The organism is Streptomyces humi, from assembly GCF_001005085.2.
Lineage (GTDB): Bacteria > Actinomycetota > Actinomycetes > Streptomycetales > Streptomycetaceae > Streptomyces > Streptomyces humi.
Genome location: NZ_LBMU02000116.1, coordinates 12,729 through 33,195, shown reverse-complemented (window position 1 = coordinate 33,195; position 20,467 = coordinate 12,729). Strand labels below are relative to the sequence as shown.

Genomic DNA, 20,467 nt, shown 5'->3' with positions numbered 1-20,467 from the left:
TCACTGCGTCAGGAAGGGCGGCGGACCGGACTCGCCGTGGAGCAGTGCCGCTCCCAGGGCCGTGACCGTGTGGACCACGGTGTTGCGGTGGCGCCGGCTGTGGATCAGGTTCGCCTCGCGCAGCACCGCCGCCTGGTGGCTGGCCGTCTGGATGGGCACGTGCGCGCGTTCGGAGAGCTGGGTCGTGGTGCAGGCCGCTGTCGCGACGACCTCCAGGACGCGCGCCCGCGTCCTGCCCAGCAACGCGGCCACGGCCTGCCGCCCGGGCGGGTGCGGCGTCTCCGACCAGTCGAGGCTGCGTTCGACGGGGTACACCAGGACCGGCGGAAGTCCCGTGTCCAGGAACGTCGTGGGCGCGCCCCAGCAGAAGAACGACGGCTGCAACGTCAGGCCACGGCCGTCGAGGTGGACGTCGTGGTCGGCGGGGAAGGCGAGTTCGAGCACGGGGTAGTGCCAGGTCGCGGACGGATGCAGGGTGGCGAGCACTCCCTCCCACCCGGTCGTGTCGAGGGCACGGGTCCGCCACTCGTGGTCCCGCTGCACCTGCCGCCGTACCCGCGGCCAGAACGGTTCGAGCGCCGCCGCGAAGTACGCGGCGACCGCGTCGGAGAGCGCCGACACGGCCCCCGGATCACCTTCGGCCAGCCCACGTGTCCAGGCGGGCAGCGGGCGGGCGGGGTGGCGGTGGTGCAGTTCCTCCAGGTCCCTGCGCAGTCGCGTGCGCGGCGTCCGCCGCAGGGCATCCAGGCCCGCCGCCGGTGCCGGGCCCGCGCCCGGCGGGGTCAGGAAGTCGACGGCGTAACCGGTCGGCGGAGCGAGCGCGGCCAGCAGCCGCGCCGAGGGTGACAGGCGGGTCGCGACCGTCCGCCGCCAGGCTCCGAAGTACACCGCCCCGCTCGGATGGCGCAGCCGGTACGAGCTGAGCAGCACCTCCCACAGCGGGTCGGGCGCCGGGACCATCCGGATGCGCGCCAGATCGTCGCTGGTGAAGTGGATCCGAAGCATGCAGCGCCTTCCCGCCTCCGTCTTCCCACCGCTCTGGGAAGACGTTGCCGGGGTTTCCCCGCTCGGGCCAGTCTTCTTTCGGCACTTGTCAGACCACGTCCACAACGGACGCACAAGTGCCTCGAAGGGGGTAACAGCATGCGCATGAACAGGAAGTTCGCGGCCGTCGCCGGGAGCGTCGCGCTGACCGGGGGCCTGCTGGCCGGAGGCGCGGGCGGAGCCAGTGCGGCACAGAACTCCCCGTCGGCGGCGTCGGACTGTCCGTCGGGCTACTACTGCGTCTGGTCCGGGGAGAACTACACCGGGCACCGGCAGCAGGTCGCGGGGAACAACGCGGACCTGACCGTGTACTCGGTCTTCCAGAACTTCAAGTCGTGGTACAACCACGGCGCTTCCTGCGACTTCCGGTGGTACGCGGGGAAGAACTACACGGGGGACTCCGGAGTCGACGCGAGGGGGACCAAGGGATCCCAGAGCGCGGCCATGTACATCAAGTCCAACAAGTGGGTCTGCTGACCTTCACCCCGCCGGGCGCCTGGGGGCGGCGCCCCGCCGGGCCCGGGGCCGGCCCGGCGGCCGGGCCCGGGCCCGTTCCACGGGTCGGCGCGGCTCAGTGCGGCACGCAGCCGAACCAGTTCACCGTGGGGCCGTCGGCGATGAAGCCCATGCACCTGATGGTCCTGTCGTGCAGCTTCTCGGTCCGGTCGACCGGGCCGTTCAGATAGTCCGTCGTGTGGTGGGCCTCCACCAGGTCGTCGACCTCGACGCGGTACCAGCGGCGCTCGCCGGACGGCAGGTCGCAGCCGCGGGCCGTCAGGTTGCGGCTGGGGTCGCCGCTCCAGACGGGCCGTTCGGCGTGGTCGCAGTGGACCCTGCCCGCGGCTCCGGCGGTGCCGGCGCCCGCGCCCAGCAGGGTCGCCGTGCCTATGGACACCGCCGCGACGGCGCCGAGCAGACCCTTGGGAGTGAAGTGCATCGATCGGTCCTCCTGCCAGCCTTGGTGACAGCGGGAATCGCCCACCATCTTGGGCTGATAGTCACATTTATCCGCTGTGTTCCGCCCGGCGGCCGGGGGTCCGGTCCCCCGACCCGGTGACGCCGGTGGTGCCAATGGGCCCACGGTCCGGAACAACCACCGCGCCCCGATCGCTGACAAGGGCATGAGCGACTACCGCATCGAACACGACTCCATGGGCGAGGTCCGGGTCCCCGCCCACGCCAAGTGGCGGGCCCAGACGCAGCGGGCCGTCGAGAACTTCCCCGTCTCCGGGCAGCGGATCGAGCGTGCGCACATCGAGGCGCTGGCCCGGATCAAGGGCGCGGCGGCCAAGGTGAACGCCGAGCTGGGGGTGATCGACAAGGACCTGGCCCAAGCGATCGAGGAGGCGGCTGCGGAGGTCGCCGAGGGGCGCTGGGACGAGCAGTTCCCCGTGGACGTCTTCCAGACGGGCTCCGGGACCTCCTCGAACATGAACACCAACGAGGTCATCGCCACGCTCGCCACCGAGCGGCTCGGGCGGGACGTCCACCCGAACGACCACGTCAACGCCTCGCAGTCGTCCAACGACGTGTTCCCGTCCTCCCTCCACATCGCCGCCACCGCCGCCGTCACCCGGGACCTGATCCCGGCGCTCGAACACCTCGCCGACGCCCTGACCGGGAAGTCCGAGGAGTTCGCGGACGTCGTGAAGTCCGGGCGGACCCACCTCATGGACGCCACGCCGGTGACCCTCGGACAGGAGTTCGGCGGGTACGCCGCTCAGGTGCGGTACGGCGTCGAGCGGCTGCGCGCCTCGCTGCCCCGGCTCGCGGAGCTGCCGCTGGGCGGGACCGCGGTGGGCACCGGGATCAACACCCCGCCCGGCTTCTCCGCCGCCGTGATCGCGGAGGTGGCGCGGGTGACCGGGCTGCCGTTCACCGAGGCCCGCGACCACTTCGAGGCGCAGGGCGCGCGGGACGGGATCGTCGAGACCAGCGGGCAGCTGCGGACCGTCGCGGTCGGCCTGACGAAGATCGCCAACGATCTGCGGTGGATGGCCTCGGGGCCGCGGACCGGACTCGCCGAGATCGCCCTGCCCGACCTCCAGCCGGGTTCCTCGATCATGCCGGGGAAGGTCAACCCGGTCGTCCCCGAAGCGGTGTTGATGGTGTCGGCCCAGGTCATCGGGAACGACCAGACGATCGCGTTCGCCGGTGCGGCCGGCAACTTCGAGCTCAACGTGATGCTCCCGGTCATCGCGAAGAACGTGCTGGAGTCGGTGCGGCTGCTCGCCAACGTGTCGCGGCTGCTGGCCGACCGGACGGTCGACGGCATCACCGCGAACCGGGAACGCGCCCGGGAGTACGCCGAGTCGTCGCCGTCCGTGGTCACCCCGCTCAACAAGTACATCGGCTACGAGGAGGCCGCCAAGGTGGCCAAGAAGGCGCTGGCGGAACGCAAGACGATCCGTCAGGTCGTCCTGGAGGGCGGGTACGTGGAGAAGGGCGACCTGACCGTCGGACAGCTCGACGAGGCGCTGGATGTCCTGCGGATGACACGGCCGTAACCGGGTGCGAACAGTTCGCGCCGCCCGGCGAGAACCGTGACGTCCACCGCAGCGTCGTATGCCTGTGGCACCTAATATCTGTGCATGGCAGACGGTGGAGCGGTGAGACGCGTGAGGCGCGGGGAAACGGGTGGCGCGACCGGGAACGGGAGCGGTTTCTGGACTCCCGGGAGCCAGATCCTGTGGCGGTACCGGGAGAACGCCGGGCCCGGCTTCCACATCGCGCGCCCCGTCACCGTCGTACGGGACGACGCGGAGCTGCTGGCCGTGTGGCTGGCGCCCGGTACGGAATGCGTCAAGCCCGTGTACACCGACGGCTCGTCGGTGCGCGAGGAGCCGCTGGAGTCCCGGTACACCAGGCCGCGGACCGTGGGACACGGCCACTGGCTGGGCACCGGGGTGCTGAAGCTGGCCAGGCCCGGCGAGCCCTGGTCGGTGTGGCTGTTCTGGGAGCCGGGCTGGCACTTCAAGAACTGGTACGTCAATCTGGAGCAGCCGCTGGCCCGTTGGGACGGCGGGGTGGACTCGGAGGACTACTTCCTGGACATCTCCGTGCACCCCGACCGGAGCTGGGAGTGGCTCGACGAGGACGAGTTCGCGCAGGCCCAGCGGGACGGCCTGATGGGCCCGGCGAAGGCCGCGTCGGCGCGGGCCGCGGGCCTGGCCGCGGCCGAGGCGGTCCGGGCCTGGGAGCCGCCGTTCTCGGACGGCTGGCAGCACTGGCGGCCCGACCCGGCCTGGGCGGTACCGTCGCTGCCGGAGGACTGGGACCGTACGCCCGCGCACGTGTCCTCATGAGACCCTTGATGCGCCCCCGGTCCACAACCGTAGGATCGTCCTCCGCAAGGGCGCGTCGATCAAACGTGTCGCGTGCAACTCCCGGACCATGCTCCGGGCTTGACCGAACGTCACCGAGGGGCGGCAGGACGTGAGCGAGGGGTACGAGGGCAGCACGGGCGAACGGTACGCGGGCCGCAGATCGTTCGCCGGTGGCACAGGAACAGCCTCCAGCCACGCCGGAATTCCGTTCCTGGGGCAGCTAATCCGGGTATCGGACTTTCGGCGGGACCACCTGCGTGCCCGGCGCGCAGCCCCGGACGGACGGATTCGACTCGCGTGACGGAGCACCCCACCTCCTACGAGCGCCCCCAGCCGGGCGCCGACCCCGCTCAGACCCGCGGGGCGCTCCTGCGTTCCCCGCAGCCCCAGGCCCAGACACCGCCCCCTCCAGCCGGCGCCACGGCGTTACCCGCGCAGGCCCGCGCGGGTGAGACGCCCTCCGGCCCTGGTACCAGCACGTCCAAGGAGCACTCCGTCAACGGCCCCGAGCACGCCCAGCCCACCAGCGCTGAGCCCGATCCGCACCGGCCGCGCCCCACCGAGGCCATCCCGCCCCAGCCCGGCGCCGAGCAGGAGCGGGCCGCGGGCCCCCAGGAGCGTCGCAGCGGACGCGGGCTGCCGCCAGGACGGCCCATGCCGATGCGCCGGGACGGCGACCGGCTGCGTTTCGTGGGCGCCGCGACCCGGCGGATCGCCCGGGGCATGGACCTCGACGAGATCGTGATGGGGCTGTGCCGGGCGACCGTGCCGACCTTCTCGGACGCGATCCTGGTCTATCTGCGCGACCCGCTGCCGGTCGGCGACGAACGGCCCACCGGCCCGGTGGTGCTGCGGCTGCGCCGCACCGACCGGATCCCCGAGGAGCGGGACACCGAGGGCGGCTTCCCGCAGCTGCCGGTCCCGGAGCCGGACCCCGCCGACGTCGGCCTGGCCGCGCTCACCGCGGAACTGTGCGAGGTACGCCCCGGCGGTGCCCTCAACGAGGTACTGCGGGGAGTGCGGCCGGTCTTCGCCGACTCCCCCGCCGCGCGCTCCGCCCTCCCCGAACTCCTCGGCGAGGGCAACGAGTCGCTGGTCCCGGGCGCCCAGCACGCGATCCTCGCCCCGCTGCGCGGCCGCCGCCGGGTGATCGGCGCGGCGCTGTTCCTGCGCCGTCCGGAGCGGCTCGCGTTCGAGACCGACGACCTGCTGGTGGCCGCGCAGCTGGCCACGCACAGCGCGCTCGGCATCGACAAGGCGGTGCTGTACGGCCGGGAGGCCTACATCGCCGACGAGTTGCAGCGGACCATGCTGCCCGAGCACCTGCCGAGCGCGACGGGGGTGCGGCTGGCGTCCCGCTACCTGCCGGCGGCCGAGACCGCGCGGGTGGGCGGTGACTGGTACGACGCGATCCCGCTGCCCGGCAGCCGGGTCGCCCTCGTCGTCGGCGACGTGATGGGCCACTCGATGACGTCGGCGGCCATCATGGGCCAGTTGCGCACCACCGCGCAGACCCTCGCGGGTCTCGACCTGCCGCCGCAGGAGGTCCTGCACCACCTGGACGAGCAGGCGCAGCGGCTCGGCACCGACCGCATGGCGACCTGCCTGTACGCCGTCTACGACCCGGTCTCGCACCGCATCACCATCGCCAACGCCGGGCATCCGCCGCCGGTGCTGCTGCACCTGGGCGGCCGGGCCGAGGTGCTGAGGGTGCCGCCGGGCGCGCCGATCGGGGTCGGTGGGGTCGACTTCGAGGCGGTCGAGCTGGACGCGCCCGCCGGGGCGACGCTGCTGCTGTACACCGACGGTCTGGTGGAGTCCCGGCTGCGGGACGTGTGGACCGGGATAGAGCAGCTGCGGGAGAAGCTCGCCGCGACCGCGCAGTTGACCGGACCGGACCATCCGCCGCCGCTGGAGGCTCTCTGCGACGAGGTCCTCGACATGCTCGGGCCGGGCGACCGGGACGACGACATCGCGCTGCTCGCCGCCCGGTTCGACGGGATCGCGCCGAGCGACGTGGCGTACTGGTTCCTGGAGCCGGAGGACGCGGCACCCGGCCGGGCCCGGCGGCTCGCGCGGCGGGCACTGGCCCGCTGGGGGCTCGAGGAGCTGTCCGACTCCGTGGAGCTGCTGGTGAGCGAGGTGGTCACCAACGCGGTGCGGTACGCCTCACGGCCGGTGACGCTGCGGCTGCTGCGAACCGACGTCCTGCGGTGCGAGGTCGGCGACGACGTGCCCCAGCTGCCGCGGCTGCGGCAGGCCCGGGCGACGGACGAGGGGGGCCGCGGGCTGTACCTCGTCAACAGACTGGCCAGACGGTGGGGAGCGACCCGGCTCAGCACCGGGAAGGTCGTCTGGTTCGAGCTGAACCGGTAGGAGCGTGGGGTCGTGGCGCCGTAGGGCTCGAGGTGCCGTAGGGCTCGAGGTGGGCCGGGGCATTCCCCGGCCCACCTGCGGTGGCGTCGCCCTACTGGTCGTCGGCCGGGTCGAGCGGGTTGTTCGTGTCGCCGTCCGTCGGGGTCTCCACCGGCAGTGACGGCTCGTTCGTCGTGGCCGGCGGGGAGGTCGTCGGGGCGGTCGAGGTCGGGGACTTCGACGGGGTCTGGGACGGGGTCGCCGACTTCGTCGGGGTTTCGCTGGGTGTCTCGGAGGGCGTCTCCGAGGGGGTCGCCGACTTCGACGGGGTCTGCGACGGCTGGACCGCCGCGCCCAGGTCGGTCTCCAGGTCGAACTTGGCCTTCTTGGTGACGCCGAAGGTGTAGGCCGCCCAGATCTGTGCCGGGTAGCCGCCACCGTTGATACGGCCGGTGCCGGGGATGAGGCCCGTGGCGCCGGTCAGCGTGACCTGGTTGTGGGACTTGGCGTCCTCGCCGAACAGGCCCACCGAGGTGACCAGGTCCGGTGTGTAGCCGGTGAACCAGGCCGACTTGTTGTTGTCGGAGGTACCCGTCTTGCCCGCCACCTGCTGGCCCTTGCGCAGCGGGTTCTGGGCCACCGACACCTTGGCCGTACCGTCGTCGACCACGCCGGTCAGCACCGACGTCACCTGGTCGGCCGCGGGGCGGCTGATGACCTGTTCACCGATCGGGTCCGGTATGTCCACCTTGCGGCCGGTCTTCTCGGCCGACGCGATGACCGTCGGGGTGACCTTCTTGCCGTGGTTGTCCAGGGTGGCGTACACCCCGGCCATCTCCAGCGGGCTCGCGCCCATGCTGCCCAGGGTCATCGCGGGCACCGCCTGGAGGCCCGTGGTGTCCAGACCGAGTTCGTCGGCGGTCCCCATGACGTTCTTCATGCCGACGTCCACACCCATCTGCGCGAAGACCGAGTTGACGGACTTGTTCATCGCCGTCTGCACGGTGATGTCGCCGTAGTCGGCGTCGTCCTCGTTGGGCGGTGAGAAGGCGATGTCGCTGCCCTTGACCGGACGGCCGCTGGTGCCGTCGTAGAGGGTGTTGGCGTCGATGTCCTTGCCGTCCTGCGTCTGGGCGCTGTGTTCCAGGGCGGAGGCGAGGATGATCGGCTTGAAGGTGGAGGCCGGCTGGTAGTCGGCCCGGGTGGCGTTGTCGGTGTAGTGGTCGTAGTAGCTCGTACCGCCGTACAGGGCGAGGATCTTGCCGGTCTTCGGGTCCACGGAGACGGCGCCGGCCTGGACGTTCTTGTCGACCTTGCGCTTCTTGCCGTCGAGCTTGCTGGTGAGCTGGCTCTTGACGGCCGCCTCCAGCTTGGCCTGCTTCTTCGGGTCGATGTTCAGGGTGATCGTCCAGCCCTGGTCGACCACCAGGGCCTCGGCCTCGGACCGGGTGATGCCCTGCTGCTTCATCAGCTGGTTCTCCAGCTGGGTGTTGGCGAGTTCGACCAGGTAGCCCTTCTGGCCCTCCAGACCGGAGGCGGCCTTCGGCTCCTTGGGGATCGGGAACTTCATCCCGTCACGCTTGGACTTGTCCAGCCACCCCTGGCCGACCATGTTGTCCAGGACGTAGTTCCAGCGCTGCTGCACCAGCTTCTTGCCGACGGGACCCGCCACCGCCCAGTCGTACTGGCTCGGCGCCTGGAGCAGCGCGGCCAGGTAGGCGCCCTGCTGGACGTCGAGGTCCTGGGCGTCGACGCGGTAGTAGGCCTGGGCGGCGGCCTGGATGCCGTACGCGCCCCGGCCGTAGTAGCTGGTGTTGATGTAGCCGGCGAGGATGTCGTCCTTGGTCCGCTCGCGGTCCACCTTGAGCGAGATGACCAGTTCCTTCAGCTTGCGCGTGACGGTCTGGTCCTGGTCGAGGTAGTAGTTCTTGACGTACTGCTGGGTGATCGTCGAACCGCCCTGGGTGCCGCGGCCCCGCGCGGTGTTGTACAGACCGCGGGCCATGCCCCTCAGGTCGATGCCGTTGTCGTTGTAGAAGGTCTTGTTCTCGGCCGCGACGAAGGTGTGCTGGACCTCCTTGGGGACCTTGGACAGGTCCACGATCTCGCGGTTGACGGTGCCCTTGCGGGCGAGGATCGAGCCGTCGCTGTACTTGTAGACGTTGCTCTGCGTCTGCGCGAGCGCGTTGCCCTGGGGAATGCCCACCATCATGTAGAGCGCGACGAAGGCGCCGATGCCCAGCAGACAGACACCGAGGAACGCGCCGAGCATCTTCTTCCAGGTGAACAGCCGGCGTATCCGGCCCTTGGCGGGCTTGCCCGGCTTGCCGGCGGGCTTGCCGGAGCCCGCCTTCGCGGCGGCCTTGCGGCGCTCCGCGCGGGTGGCGCCCTCGGCCGCGGGCGGGGCCTCGACCGTGGTGGTCGTGCCCGCCGCGGGCGTCTCGGGCTCGGGCGGCGGGGACGTGCGGTTCCGGGGCGCGGCGCGGCGGCCGCCCCGCTGCCGCGCTTTTCTCTCTTCCGCTCGTCCCATGAGTCCGTCTGCTCCGCTTCGTCTCGGCTGTCACACGTGTGTGCGGCTGTCACACAAGCACTTGGCTCAGGTCAGTCCAGAAAACTAACACCGCTGTCTATGACAAAGGACGCACGATCACGCCTTTTGCGGACGTGACAATCAGCACCCCGTCCAACGGAACCGACGAGCAGGGAAGACGCAGGGTTGCCCCACGCGATAAAGTGATATCACTTAGCTAGAACAGAGCTAGGCAGTCCGTCGTTCGAGGGGGAACCCATACCCATGTCCGTTCACGACTCATCACTGACCGCCGACGTACCCGAGATGCCCGCGCCGCGGGTGCGGGAGTTCACGGCGCACAGCATCGGCGGCGGGCTCGCGCTGCTGCTGGGCCTGGTGGGGCTGCTGGCCGCCGCCGGGCTCTTCGTCGCCGCCTCCGTGAACCCCGCCTTCGCCGCCGGCGGTGTCCTCGTCTTCCTCGCCGCCGTCATCGCGATGCGCGGGCTGAACACGGTGGCGCCGGGCGAGGCGCGGGTCGTCCAGCTCTTCGGGCGGTACCGGGGCACGATCCGGCAGGACGGGCTGCGCTGGGTGAACCCGTTCACGTCCCGCACGCGGATCTCCACCCGGGTGCGCAACCACGAGACCGCGGTCCTCAAGGTCAACGACGCCTACGGCAACCCGATCGAACTCGCCGCGGTCGTGGTGTGGAAGGTCCAGGACACCGCGCAGGCCGTCTTCGAGGTCGACGACTACACGGAGTTCGTCGCCACGCAGACCGAGACCGCGGTACGGCACATCGCCATCGAGTACCCGTACGACGCGCACGACGAGGGCGGGCTCTCGCTGCGCGGCAACGCCGAGGAGATCACCGAGAAGCTGGCCGTCGAGCTCCAGGCACGGGTGGAGGCGGCCGGGGTGCGGATCGTGGAGTCGCGCTTCACGCATCTCGCGTACGCTCCGGAGATCGCCTCGGCGATGCTCCAGCGGCAGCAGGCCGGTGCGGTGGTGGCCGCGCGGCGGCAGATCGTCGACGGCGCGGTGGGCATGGTGGAGGCGGCGCTCGCGCGGATCGCCGAGCAGGACATCGTGGAACTGGACGAGGAGCGCAAGGCGGCGATGGTGTCCAACCTGATGGTGGTGCTGTGCGGGGACCGGGCGCCGCAGCCGGTGCTCAACACCGGGACGCTCTACCAGTGACGGACTCGCCCTCCCCCGAGGAGGCGCCGCGGCGCCGGCCGCAGCAGCGCAAGCAGGTGCTGCTGCGGCTGGACCCGTCGGTGTACGACGCGCTGGCCCGGTGGGCCGGCGACGAGCTGCGCTCGGCCAACGCCCAGATCGAGTTCCTGCTGCGTCGCGCCCTCGCGGAGGCGGGCCGCCTCCCCGGCGAGGCGGGCCCCCTGCCCCGCCGGGGACGGCCTCCGGGTGGCGGCGCCCCCGGACCACCGTCGGCCTGAACCGGCGCGTTCTAGCGTGCGGGCCCCTCGCCGTCGTCCGCTCTGCCCGCCAGCGCCCAGGCGTCCGCCACCGGGCCGAGGTGGGCCAGCTTGTCGGGGTTGAGCACGCCCCGGATCGCCTGGATCCTGCCGTCCAGGATGTCCAGGGTCATGGTGCTGAGGATCCGGCCCTCCGGGTCGTGCAGGACCGCGCCCGGCTGGGCGTTGACCCGCCGCCGCCGCAGGACGACGCCCATGGCGGACAGCCGGACTGTCAGCACGGCGAGCACCTCGGTCACGTTCTCGGCACCCAGCAGCGGGCCCTCGCCCCACAGTGGCGCCTTGCCGCCCGCGTCCCCCGACATCTGCACGTCGGCCGCCAGCAGTTCCCGCAGCCCGGCCACGTCTCCCGCGCGGAACGCCTCGAAGAAGCGCCCGGCGAGTTCCTCGCGCTCCCTGCGGTCGGCCTCGAAGCGGGGACGCCCGGCGTCCATGTGGCGGCGGGCCCGGACGGCGAGCTGCCGGCAGGCCGCCTCCGAGCGGCCCACGGCCGCGGCGACCTCACCGAAGGCGAAGCCGAACACCTCGCGGAGCACGAACACGGCCCGCTCCAGAGGGGTGAGCCGCTCCAGGAGCAGCAGGGCCGCCATCGAGACGGAGTCGGCCAGCTGGGCGGCGCGCTCCGGGTCCTCGTAGGGGTCGGTCAGCAGCGGCTCGGGGAACCAGGAGCCGACGTACTCCTCCCGCCGTACCCGGGCGGAGCGCAGCACGTCGATGGAGACGCGGGTGACGACGGCGGAGAGGTAGGCCCGGGTCGACGTGGGCCGGGTCGGCACCGACGTCCAGCGCAGCCAGGTGTCCTGGACGGCGTCCTCGGCCTCGCTGACACTGCCCAGGATGCGGTACGAGATGGCGAAGAGCAGCGGCCGCAACTCCTCGAACTCCTCCACGGCGCTCGCGCCGGCCCCGCCGTGGCCCTTCTCCGTGGCGCTCACGCCAGTTCCTCCTTGAAGCCCTGGCGCCAGGAGGGATGGCGGGGTTCCCAGCCGAGGTCGCGTCTGGCCTTGGCGTTGGAGAAGCCGCGGCCCTCGGTCATGATGACGACCGCCTGTTCGCCGGCGAGCAGGCGGGCCAGCCACACCGGTATCCGCAGCGGCGGCCTGGCCCCCGCGCACTCGGCGAGATACGGCAGCCACTCCGCGGCCGGCGCCGGGTCGTCGTCGACGATGTTGAAGACGCCTTGCGCCTGCTGCTCCACGGCCAGGACGGTCGCGCGCGCCGCGTCGTCCAGGTGGATCCAGGAGCTGTACCCGGTGGCCCGCCCGACCAGCGGGTACTGGCGTCTGCGGATCAGCTCGACCTGGTCGTCGATGGCGCCCGGCCCGTAGAAGGCGCCGTAGCGCAGGACCGCCCCGCCCGCGCCGAGGACCGCCTCCTCCAGATGGCGCAGCGCCAGCATCCCCCGGTGCGCGGCCGTGCCGGGCATCAGGTCCAGCGGGTCCTCCTCCGTCTTCACCCAGCCGCCCTCGCGGATACCGTTCCAGCTGGCGTGGCCCTGGGCGACGAAGTGGGGCACGCCGGTCGCCTCGGCGGCGGCGAGCAGATGGTCCGTACCCTCGGTGCGCAGCCGGTTGGTGAGCGCGAACCAGCGGTCGGGGCGCCGGATGTCGGGCTTGCCCGCGTGCGCCATGGAGATCGCGGTCAGCTGGTGGACGATGACGTCCGGCTGGGCCTCGGCCACCGCCGCCCCGACCGACAGCGCGTCGAGCCCGTCCATCACCACGCCCTCGGCGCCCATCCCCCTGAGCAGCTCCAGCTTGGCCGCACCGGTCGTGGTGGCCGTCACCCGATGCCCCCGCGCCACCAGCCGCGGCACCAGCCGCCGTCCCAGGACCCCGCTGCCACCCGCCACGAACACCCGCACGGCGTTCCCCTTCCAGGTACGAGAAACCGACTCGCACCAGAGACGGGACGGACCCGCCCGGTTGTGACATCGCGCTGTCGCAGAACCGTGACAATCAGCCGCCACCTGCGCGAAGACACAGCGGGCGCACAGCGGGCCATCATCTGCACACTGCGCGTATACATCACGCGTATACACCGTGTGTAGAGTGCTGGCATGTCCATCGGTCACACCCTTTTGGGGCTCCTGGAGTCCGGCCCGCGCCACGGCTACGACCTGAAGCGGGCGTTCGACGAGAAGTTCGGTCACGACCGGCCGCTGCACTACGGCCAGGTCTACTCGACGATGTCCCGGCTGCTGAAGAACGGGCTCGTAGAAGTCGACGGCATCGAGGCCGGCGGCGGCCCCGAGCGGAAGCGGTACGCCATCACCGACGCCGGGATCACCGACGTCGAGAAGTGGCTGGCGACCCCGGAGAAGCCGGAGGAGTACCTCCAGTCGACCCTGTACACCAAGGTCGTCCTCGCGCTGCTGACCCACCGCGACGCCGCCGACATCCTCGACAGCCAGCGCTCCGAGCACCTGCGCAGCATGCGGATCCTCACCGACCGCAAGCGCCACGGCGACCTCGCCGACCAGCTCGTCTGCGACCACGCGCTGTTCCACCTGGAGGCGGACCTGCGGTGGCTGGAGCTGACCGCGGCCCGGCTCGACAAGCTCCGTACGGAGGTGGCCAGGTGACCGCGCCCGCAGGTTCGCTGCTCGCGGCCGAGGGGCTGCGCAAGACGTACGGCCCGACCGTCGCCCTCGACGGGGCCGAGTTCTCCATCCACGCGGGCGAGGTCGTCGCCCTGATGGGGCCCTCCGGCTCCGGCAAGTCCACCCTGCTGCACTGTCTCGCCGGGATCGTGACGCCCGACGCCGGGTCGATCGTCTACGCCGGGCGGGAGATGTCGGGCATGACCGACGCCGAGCGCAGCGCGCTGCGGCGCAGCGAGTTCGGGTTCGTCTTCCAGTTCGGGCAGCTCGTCCCGGAGCTGACCTGTGTGGAGAACGTGGCGCTGCCGCTCCGGCTGAGCGGCACCCCCCGCAAGGAGGCCGAGAAGACGGGCCGCGACTGGATGGCCCGGCTGGAGGTCGACGAGCTGGCGAAGAAGCGGCCCGGCGAGGTCTCCGGCGGCCAGGGCCAGCGGGTCGCGGTCGCGCGGGCGCTGGTGACGGGGCCGCGCGTGGTGTTCGCGGACGAACCGACCGGCGCGCTCGACTCGCTCAACGGCGAGCGCGTGATGGAACTGCTGACCGACGCCGCCCGCTCCACCAACGCGGCCGTCGTACTGGTCACGCACGAGGCCCGGGTCGCCGCCTACTCCGACCGCGAGATCGTCGTACGCGACGGGAAGTCACGGGACATGGAGCGGGCCGTATGAGCGCACGGCGCTGGGCCGGGGACCTGGCCATGGGGGCGCGGTTCGCCCTGACCGGCGGCCGCGAGGGCTGGATCCGGGCCCTGCTGACCGCGGTCGGCGTGGGCCTCGGCGTGGCCCTGCTGCTGCTCACCGCGGCGGTGCCGGACATCCTGGACGCCCGGCACGCCAAGGAGGACGTGCGGCAGGACTTCTCGCTGACCCCGCCGAAGATCCCGGCGGCGGACGACACGATCGTCGTCGCCCACGTGAACACCTCGTGGCACGGCGCGGACATCCGGGCCCGGCTGGTCGCACCGGACGGGGCACACCCGCCGGTGCCGGTGGGCATCGACCGCGTCCCGGCGCCCGGCGAGATGTACGTCTCCCCCGCCCTGGACAAGCTGCTCAAGGCGCCCGGCAACGGGCTGCTGCGGGAGCGGCTGCCCGCGAAGGTGGTCGGGACGATCGGCGAGCGGGGGCTGATCGGCCCGACGGAACTCGCCTACTACCTGGGCGAGCGGGGGCTGGACCGGCAGATCGGACACGACCCCGGCGTGGGCCGCATCAAGCGCTTCGGGAACGTCTCCGGCGAGTCGTCGGAGGGCCTGGACCCGGTTCTGCTGCTCCTCGTGCTGCTCGTCTTCGTGGTGCTGCTGGCCCCGGTCGGCATCTTCATCGCCACCGCCGTACGGTTCGGCGGTGAGCGGCGCGACCGGCGGCTCGCGGCGCTGCGGCTGGTGGGCTGCGACGGCCGGATGGTCCGGCGGATCGCCGCCGGGGAGGCCCTGGCGGGCGCGGTGCTCGGCCTGGTGCTCGGTACCGGCTTCTTCGTGCTGGGCAGTCAGGCGGCGGCCACCGTCGAGCTGTTCGGGGTCAGCGTCTTCCCCGACTACCTCAACCCGACGCCGGCCCTGGCCACGCTGGTCGCCGTCGCGGTGCCGGCGGCCGCGGTCCTCGTGACGCTGTTCGCGCTGCGCCGGGTCGTCATCGAGCCGCTGGGCGTGGTGCGCACGGCCCGGCCCACCCGGCGCCGGCTGTGGTGGCGGCTGCTGCTGCCGGTCGGCGGCCTCGCGATGCTCGCCCCGATGATCGGGCAGGGCGCCGACAACGGGAACTTCAACCAGTACCTGGTGACGGGGGGCGTGCTGGCCCTGCTCGTCGGTGTCACCGCGCTGCTGCCCTGGGTGGTGGAACGCACCGTCGGCCGACTCGGCGACGGCGCCGTGTCCTGGCAACTCGCGGTGCGCAGGCTCCAGTTGAGCAGCGGTACGGCGGCCCGCATGGTCAACGGCGTCGCGGTCGCGGTGGCCGGCGCGATCGCCCTCCAGATGCTGTTCGCCGGTGTCCAGGCCGACTTCACCAAGAACACCGGGCAGGACCCGAACCGTGCCCAGATGGAGGTGGACCTGCCGGACGGCGTCCAGGTGGCCGCCGCGGGGGCGAAGCTCGAGGGAACCACCGGCGTGCGGGCGGCGGTGGCGCTGTCCCGTACGGAGTACAGCGCCAAGCGCCTCGACCCGGACAACAGCATGCAGCTCATCGTCGGCGACTGCGCGGCCCTGCGCGAGGTGGCCACCCTGCCCTCCTGCCGCGACGGCGACGCCTTCCTGTCCGCCGACTGGTCCGACGAACCGGCCGCCCGCAAACTGCTGGCCCCGGGCCGCGCCGTGTGGGTCGACCCCTCCTACTCCGGCAGCCCCGGCGCCGAGGCGCCCTGGACCGTACCGGCGAAGCTCCCGAAGGTGGCCACCCGCAAGGACGCGCTGAGCACCGACCTCAGCGGAGTCCTGGTCACACCGTCCGCGCTGCCCGCGAAGGCGCTGACCGGGCTGCGCGCGAGCGTGTACCTGCGGCTGGACCAGGCGGTGCCGGAGGCCGAGGAGCAGGTGCGCACCGCCGCCATGGGCATCGACCCGCTCGCCTACACCTGGACCTGGGAGGCGACCACCCGCGACGAGAAGTTCGACACCATCCGCACCGGCCTGTTCGTGGGCGCGGCCGCCGTGCTGGCCCTCATCGGGGCGAGTCTCCTCGTCTCCCAGCTGGAGCAGTTGCGGGAACGCAGGAAGCTGCTGTCGGCGCTGATCGCCTTCGGCACCCGGCGCCGTACCCTCACGCTGTCCGTGCTGTGGCAGACCGCGATCCCCATCACGCTGGGCCTGCTGCTGGCGACGGCGGTCGGGCTGACGCTCGGCGGGGTGCTGATGAAGATGACGGCGGTGCCGCTGCGCGTGGACTGGCCGAGCGTGCTGTCGATGACCGGGATCGGCGCGGGGATCGTCGTCGCGGTGACCCTGCTCAGCCTGCCGCCGCTGCTGCGGCTGATGCGCCCGGACGGCCTGCGGACCGAATAGCGGTCACGGGCCCGGCGCCGGGCCGTGGGCCCCGCTCACCGATCAGTGGGCGGGGTCCTCGGCGTTCTCGGCCCCGGCGTCGGCCGGCACGACCGCGTCCTCGGGTTCCGAAGGAGCCGGATCCGGCGGCGGGGCGGCGTCCTCGGGCTCCGCGTCCACGTACCGTTCGTGCGAGTACTGGTGGAGGTAGCTGACCACCGTGTTCGTCACCGCCACCAGCGGTACGGCCACCACCGCGCCGCCGATGCCCGCGACCATGCCGCCGGCCGCGACCGTGAGGACCACGGCGAGCGGGTGCACCCGGACCGCCCGGCCGAGGATGAACGGCTGTAGGACGTGGCCCTCGATCTGCTGCACGGCGAGGACCACGACCAGCGTCATGACGGCCGTGAACACGCCCTGGGTGACGAGCGCGACCACCACCGCCAGGGCACCCGAGGCCACCGCGCCGACCAGGGGGATGAACGAGAACAGGAAGATGAAGACGGCGAGCGGGACGGCCATCGGGACGTCCAGGAAGTAGATGCCCAGGCCGATGAAGATGGCGTCGATGAGGGCGACCAGCACCGTGCCCCGGACGTAGGCCGTCAGGGTGCGCCAGGCGCGCGGCCCGGCGCCGGCCACGCCGTCGCGGGCGGCGGAGGGGACCAGCTTCAGGAACCACTGCCAGATGCGCGCACCGTCGTAGAGCAGGAAGAGCGTCGAGAAGAAGACCAGCAGCAGACCGGTCAGCGCCTCGACCACGACCTGGACGCCCTCCAGACCGAAGGACGTTATCTGGTCGGTGTTGGCGCCGATCGCCTCGCGGAGGTTCTTGGCGATCTGGTTGATCTGCTTGTCGGTGACGTGGAAGGGGCTCTTCAGCAGCCAGTTGCGCAGGTCGTCGATGCCGCTCTGGATCTGGTCGGAGAGCGTGTCGATGTTCTCCATGACCTGCCAGGTCACGAACCAGCCCATCAGGCCGATGACCACGAACCCGGAGATCGCGGTGAGCGCCGTGGCCGGACCGCGGGGCATGCCGCGCCGGCACAGCCAGGCGACCGTGGGCTGGAGCAGCGCGGTGACCAGCAGGGCGATGACGAAGGCGAAGACGACCAGTTGCACGGCGCTGATGACCCGCATCAGGACCCAGACCGTGCCCGCGAGCACCAGCAGGCGCCAGCCGGCCTCGGCCGCGACCCGTACGCCCCAGGGGACCGCCGTGACGGGGTCGGGGCGGCGGACGGGCCTGCGGGGCTTCTGGGCCGGTACGGCGGCGGTGGCGGGTGCCGGCACGGGCGGGGGCGGCGGGGCCGGTTCCGGCTCGCCGTGCTCCCGCTCCACCTCGGCCCGGCGTTCGTCCAACCGCTCGCCCATCTCGGTCAGTCCGGCACCGAGCCGGCCGAGCCACTGAGGCACTCGCGACATGATCCGCCCTCTGTTGCTCACCACTCCCCCCTGGAGTCGTTCGCTCCGACCGTACAGGGCGACAGCCCCTCCCCCTAGGACGGGGAGGGGCTGTCGAAGGTTGAGAAGCCGAGTGGGCTCTAGTACCAGTGGTTCGCCTGCCAGAAGGACCAGGCCTCGCACGGGCTGCCGTAGCGGGAGTTCATGTAGTTCAGGCCCCACTTGATCTGCGTGGCGGGGTTGGTCTGCCAGTCGGCTCCGACGGAGGACATCTTGGAGCCGGGCAGGGCCTGGAAGAGACCGTAGGCACCGGAGGAGGCGTTGACCGCGCGGTAGTTCCAGCTGGACTCGTGGTCCACGATGTTGCTGAAGCACTGGAACTGGCCGCCGGCCACCATGCTCTGCGCCATCGCCTGGATCTGCGCCACGGTGTACGAGCTCTGGACCGGGAAGCTGGCCACGGACGCGGAGCGGCTGGCCGCCTTCTTCGCCTCGGCGCGCTCCTTGGCCTCCTTGGCCGCCTGCTCGGCCGCGGCCTTCTTGGCGGTCGCGGTCTTGGCCGCCGCCACCCGGGCCGCCTGCTCGGCGTCCTTCTTGGCGGACGCGTCGGCCTGGATCGCCATGGCGTCGGCCTGCTGCGTCAGGGAGGCGGTCTGCACCTGGGCCTGCTGACCAGCGGGCAGGTCGGCGAGGAGCGTGGTGTCGGCTGCTGTCGCCTCTGCGTCGTTGTTCGGCTGCGCCACGCTGCCCGAGGCAACACCGACGACGCTTCCGACAGCGGTGACCGCGGTGGCCGAAGCCACTGCGAATCCCCGGACCGAGATCCGGCTCACACGGTTTCCTTCCAGCATCGCCCGCTTCGGTGACCCTGGCGGACGCAATCTTGCCCCCGACGCTGGTCTCCTCACTACTGGGTCACGGGAGACACGGGCCCGGTGGGCAACTCCCGCTAGGAGAGCGCCGCTTGGTGCTCGGGCGGCATACGACGTCGCTATGGAATTAGCTGTGTGCTTCTGTGGTTCCGCACCGCTGGGGGTACGGGTGTGTCGTATGCGGGGCCTGACAGGAATGAGACTCTGCCGTAACCCGACGCCGGGTGGCAATTCCGAGTTGCGTGTGAAAGCTCACATCCCGTTTCCCCCAGGGGTTTTCAGGAAACCCCCACGCACGAAGGCGCCGCCCGGCTAGGCTCGGGGCCTTTGCCGGACGGCGCCAACGGACGGGCCTTCAGCTCAAGTTGGACACAGGGGTCACATGGATCAGATGTGTCCGTCCTCCAGCATTTCGGTCACAAGTGCGGCGATCTGGGACCTCTCGGACCGCGTGAGGGTGACATGCGCGAAGAGCGGATGCCCCTTCAGTTTCTCGACCACGGCGACCACGCCGTCGTAACGGCCCACCCGCAGATTGTCCCTTTGCGCCACGTCATGGGTCAGAACCACCCGCGAATTTGCGCCGATCCGGGACAGAACGGTCAGCAGGACGTTCCTTTCCAGCGACTGGGCCTCGTCCACGATCACGAACGCGTCGTGCAGGGAGCGGCCGCGGATGTGGGTGAGCGGCAGGACCTCCAGCATCCCGCGGGCGGTGACCTCCTCTATGACCTCCCGGCTGGTGACCGCGGAGAGGGTGTCGAAGACGGCCTGCGCCCAGGGGCTCATCTTCTCCGCCTCACTGCCCGGCAGATAGCCCAGTTCCTGCCCGCCGACCGCGTACAGCGGCCGGAAGACCATCACCTTCTGGTGCTGACGGCGCTCCAGGACCGCCTCCAGGCCCGCGCACAGCGCCAGCGCGCTCTTGCCGGTGCCGGCCCGGCCGCCCATCGACACGATGCCGACGTCCGGGTCGAGCAGCAGGTCGAGCGCGATGCGCTGCTCGGCGCTGCGGCCCTTGATGCCGAACGCCTCCCGGTCGCCGCGCACCACCCGGACGCTGCCCTCGGGCGTCACCCGGCCGAGCGCCTTGCCGCGCTCGGACTGGATGGTCAGGCCGGTGTGCACGGGCAGGTCCGCCGCCTCCGGGACGTACAGCCGGCCCTCCTCGAAGAGGGTGTCCACCTGTTCGCCGGACAGGGTCAGTTCGGACATCCCGGTCCAGCCGGAGGAGTCCGTGATGGCGAGCTCGGCACGGTACTCCTCGGCGAGGAGGCCGACCGAGGACGCCTTGATCCTGAGCGGCAGGTCCTTCGAGACGACGGTGACGTCGTACCCCTCGGCCTGAAGGTTGCGGGCGACCGCGAGGATGCGGGAGTCGTTGTCCCCCAGGCGGTAGCCGCTCGGCAGCACGCTGGGGTCCGAGTGGTTGAGCTCGACACGGATCGTGCCGCCCAGCTCGCCGATCGGGATGGGGGCATCGAGGCGGCCGTGCCGGACCCGGTAGTCGTCGAGCAGACGCAGGGCCTGCCGGGCGAAGTAGCCGAGTTCGGGATGATGCCGCTTGGCCTCCAGCTCCGTGACCACGACGATGGGGAGCACGACCTCGTGCTCCTCGAAGCGGGCCATGGCGTTCGGGTCGGCCAGCAGGACGCTGGTGTCGAGAACATAGGTGCGCCGGTCGGACTTGCGGCGCGTTGTGCTGGTCACCACGGAAGGACGTACCCCCTCGGATGAGGTCGGGGAGCGACGAGGAGAAGCTGGACCGGTTGCCGGCCGCTCTGCACGGGCCGAAAACCGGCCCCCCGCTGCTGCGTCCGTGCCGTGACCGCACGGTCGGGCTGGTGCAAAGGGCCTCCCGGGCGGACGGCCC

17 protein-coding genes are annotated in these 20,467 nt (G+C 71.6%); 9 read left to right on the top strand and 8 right to left on the bottom strand.

What is annotated here, in order from left to right:
- A complete protein-coding gene (locus AAW13_RS40705) occupies nucleotides 1-1,005 on the bottom strand; it encodes an ArsR/SmtB family transcription factor (protein ID WP_046732308.1) in 1,005 nt (334 codons plus the stop codon).
- Between the two features lie 138 nt (nucleotides 1,006-1,143).
- On the opposite strand from AAW13_RS40705, the gene AAW13_RS40700 reads away from it, so the two are divergent.
- Nucleotides 1,144-1,521 (top strand): peptidase inhibitor family I36 protein, encoded by a 378-nt coding sequence (locus AAW13_RS40700; RefSeq protein ID WP_046732309.1) that lies wholly within the window; start codon nucleotides 1,144-1,146, stop codon nucleotides 1,519-1,521.
- A gap of 94 nt (nucleotides 1,522-1,615) precedes the next feature.
- Here AAW13_RS40700 and AAW13_RS40695 read toward each other — a convergent pair whose 3' ends face one another.
- Nucleotides 1,616-1,981, bottom strand: a complete 366-nt coding sequence (locus AAW13_RS40695) for a hypothetical protein (protein ID WP_046732310.1) — start codon at nucleotides 1,979-1,981, stop codon at nucleotides 1,616-1,618.
- 184 nt (nucleotides 1,982-2,165) lie between these two features.
- Between AAW13_RS40695 and AAW13_RS40690 the strand changes: the two genes are divergently transcribed.
- From AAW13_RS40690 to AAW13_RS40680, 3 genes are all read left to right on the top strand, one after another.
- Nucleotides 2,166-3,551 carry a class II fumarate hydratase gene (locus tag AAW13_RS40690; RefSeq protein ID WP_046732311.1) on the top strand — a complete coding sequence of 462 codons (1,386 nt, stop codon included), beginning with the start codon at nucleotides 2,166-2,168 and terminating at the stop codon, nucleotides 3,549-3,551.
- An 84-nt stretch (nucleotides 3,552-3,635) separates the two neighbouring features.
- Nucleotides 3,636-4,349 (top strand): cytidylyl-2-hydroxypropylphosphonate hydrolase, encoded by a 714-nt coding sequence (fomD, locus tag AAW13_RS40685; protein WP_079179165.1) that lies wholly within the window; start codon nucleotides 3,636-3,638, stop codon nucleotides 4,347-4,349.
- Nucleotides 4,350-4,667: 318 nt separating this feature from the next.
- Nucleotides 4,668-6,746, top strand: coding sequence for a SpoIIE family protein phosphatase (locus AAW13_RS40680; RefSeq protein WP_046732313.1), 2,079 nt, complete (start codon nucleotides 4,668-4,670; stop codon nucleotides 6,744-6,746).
- Nucleotides 6,747-6,837: 91 nt separating this feature from the next.
- On the opposite strand, the gene AAW13_RS40675 is transcribed toward AAW13_RS40680, so the two are convergent.
- The gene (locus AAW13_RS40675; protein ID WP_046732314.1) at nucleotides 6,838-9,255 is read right to left on the bottom strand and encodes a transglycosylase domain-containing protein; all 2,418 of its coding nucleotides are present in this window, start codon (nucleotides 9,253-9,255) and stop codon (nucleotides 6,838-6,840) included.
- Between the two features lie 264 nt (nucleotides 9,256-9,519).
- Here AAW13_RS40675 and AAW13_RS40670 point away from each other — a divergent pair, with 264 nt between their 5' ends.
- Together AAW13_RS40670 and AAW13_RS40665 are read left to right on the top strand one after the other, a co-directional pair.
- On the top strand, nucleotides 9,520-10,437 hold the full coding sequence (locus AAW13_RS40670; RefSeq protein WP_046732315.1) for an SPFH domain-containing protein: 918 nt from the start codon (nucleotides 9,520-9,522) through the stop codon (nucleotides 10,435-10,437).
- The gene (locus AAW13_RS40665) at nucleotides 10,434-10,694 is read left to right on the top strand and encodes a type II toxin-antitoxin system antitoxin (protein WP_046732316.1); all 261 of its coding nucleotides are present in this window, start codon (nucleotides 10,434-10,436) and stop codon (nucleotides 10,692-10,694) included. Before AAW13_RS40670 ends, AAW13_RS40665 begins: the two co-directional genes overlap by 4 nt.
- An 11-nt stretch (nucleotides 10,695-10,705) precedes the next feature.
- On the opposite strand, the gene AAW13_RS40660 is transcribed toward AAW13_RS40665, so the two are convergent.
- Both AAW13_RS40660 and AAW13_RS40655 read right to left on the bottom strand, forming a co-directional pair.
- On the bottom strand, nucleotides 10,706-11,668 hold the full coding sequence (locus AAW13_RS40660; protein ID WP_240528905.1) for an RNA polymerase sigma-70 factor: 963 nt from the start codon (nucleotides 11,666-11,668) through the stop codon (nucleotides 10,706-10,708).
- Nucleotides 11,665-12,597: an NAD-dependent epimerase/dehydratase family protein gene (locus tag AAW13_RS40655; protein ID WP_046732317.1), complete on the bottom strand. Its 933-nt coding sequence runs from the start codon at nucleotides 12,595-12,597 to the stop codon at nucleotides 11,665-11,667. Before AAW13_RS40655 ends, AAW13_RS40660 begins: the two co-directional genes overlap by 4 nt.
- Before the next feature lie 195 nt (nucleotides 12,598-12,792).
- On the opposite strand from AAW13_RS40655, the gene AAW13_RS40650 reads away from it, so the two are divergent.
- From AAW13_RS40650 to AAW13_RS40640, 3 genes are read left to right on the top strand one after another with little or no spacing between them, the layout of a single operon-like run.
- Nucleotides 12,793-13,317 (top strand): PadR family transcriptional regulator, encoded by a 525-nt coding sequence (locus tag AAW13_RS40650; RefSeq protein WP_046732318.1) that lies wholly within the window; start codon nucleotides 12,793-12,795, stop codon nucleotides 13,315-13,317.
- Nucleotides 13,314-14,003, top strand: coding sequence for an ABC transporter ATP-binding protein (locus AAW13_RS40645; RefSeq protein ID WP_046732319.1), 690 nt, complete (start codon nucleotides 13,314-13,316; stop codon nucleotides 14,001-14,003). The genes AAW13_RS40650 and AAW13_RS40645 overlap by 4 nt, the downstream gene beginning before the upstream one ends.
- Nucleotides 14,000-16,336 carry an ABC transporter permease gene (locus tag AAW13_RS40640; protein WP_046732320.1) on the top strand — a complete coding sequence of 779 codons (2,337 nt, stop codon included), beginning with the start codon at nucleotides 14,000-14,002 and terminating at the stop codon, nucleotides 16,334-16,336. Before AAW13_RS40645 ends, AAW13_RS40640 begins: the two co-directional genes overlap by 4 nt.
- Nucleotides 16,337-16,378: 42 nt before the next feature.
- Here AAW13_RS40640 and AAW13_RS40635 read toward each other — a convergent pair whose 3' ends face one another.
- The 3 genes from AAW13_RS40635 to AAW13_RS40625 form a co-directional block, all read right to left on the bottom strand.
- Nucleotides 16,379-17,743, bottom strand: coding sequence for an AI-2E family transporter (locus tag AAW13_RS40635; RefSeq protein WP_046732321.1), 1,365 nt, complete (start codon nucleotides 17,741-17,743; stop codon nucleotides 16,379-16,381).
- Nucleotides 17,744-17,862: 119 nt separating this feature from the next.
- Nucleotides 17,863-18,555, bottom strand: a complete 693-nt coding sequence (locus AAW13_RS40630; RefSeq protein ID WP_240528904.1) for an aggregation-promoting factor C-terminal-like domain-containing protein — start codon at nucleotides 18,553-18,555, stop codon at nucleotides 17,863-17,865.
- A 426-nt stretch (nucleotides 18,556-18,981) separates the two neighbouring features.
- The gene (locus AAW13_RS40625; RefSeq protein ID WP_046732322.1) at nucleotides 18,982-20,307 is read right to left on the bottom strand and encodes a PhoH family protein; all 1,326 of its coding nucleotides are present in this window, start codon (nucleotides 20,305-20,307) and stop codon (nucleotides 18,982-18,984) included.
- Nucleotides 20,308-20,467: the final 160 nt, after the last annotated feature.

Excerpts from the sequence above, each read along its gene's own strand:
- AAW13_RS40705 (WP_046732308.1), bottom strand. The coding sequence starts at position 1,005 with ATGCTTCGGATCCACTTCACCAGCGACGATCTGGCGCGCATCCGGATG.
- AAW13_RS40700 (WP_046732309.1), top strand. The coding sequence starts at position 1,144 with ATGCGCATGAACAGGAAGTTCGCGGCCGTCGCCGGGAGCGTCGCGCTG.
- AAW13_RS40695 (WP_046732310.1), bottom strand. The coding sequence starts at position 1,981 with ATGCACTTCACTCCCAAGGGTCTGCTCGGCGCCGTCGCGGCGGTGTCC.
- AAW13_RS40690 (WP_046732311.1), top strand. The coding sequence starts at position 2,166 with ATGAGCGACTACCGCATCGAACACGACTCCATGGGCGAGGTCCGGGTC.
- fomD (WP_079179165.1), top strand. The coding sequence starts at position 3,636 with ATGGCAGACGGTGGAGCGGTGAGACGCGTGAGGCGCGGGGAAACGGGT.
- AAW13_RS40675 (WP_046732314.1), bottom strand. The coding sequence starts at position 9,255 with ATGGGACGAGCGGAAGAGAGAAAAGCGCGGCAGCGGGGCGGCCGCCGC.
- AAW13_RS40670 (WP_046732315.1), top strand. The coding sequence starts at position 9,520 with ATGTCCGTTCACGACTCATCACTGACCGCCGACGTACCCGAGATGCCC.
- AAW13_RS40650 (WP_046732318.1), top strand. The coding sequence starts at position 12,793 with ATGTCCATCGGTCACACCCTTTTGGGGCTCCTGGAGTCCGGCCCGCGC.
- AAW13_RS40640 (WP_046732320.1), top strand. The coding sequence starts at position 14,000 with ATGAGCGCACGGCGCTGGGCCGGGGACCTGGCCATGGGGGCGCGGTTC.
- AAW13_RS40635 (WP_046732321.1), bottom strand. The coding sequence starts at position 17,743 with ATGTCGCGAGTGCCTCAGTGGCTCGGCCGGCTCGGTGCCGGACTGACC.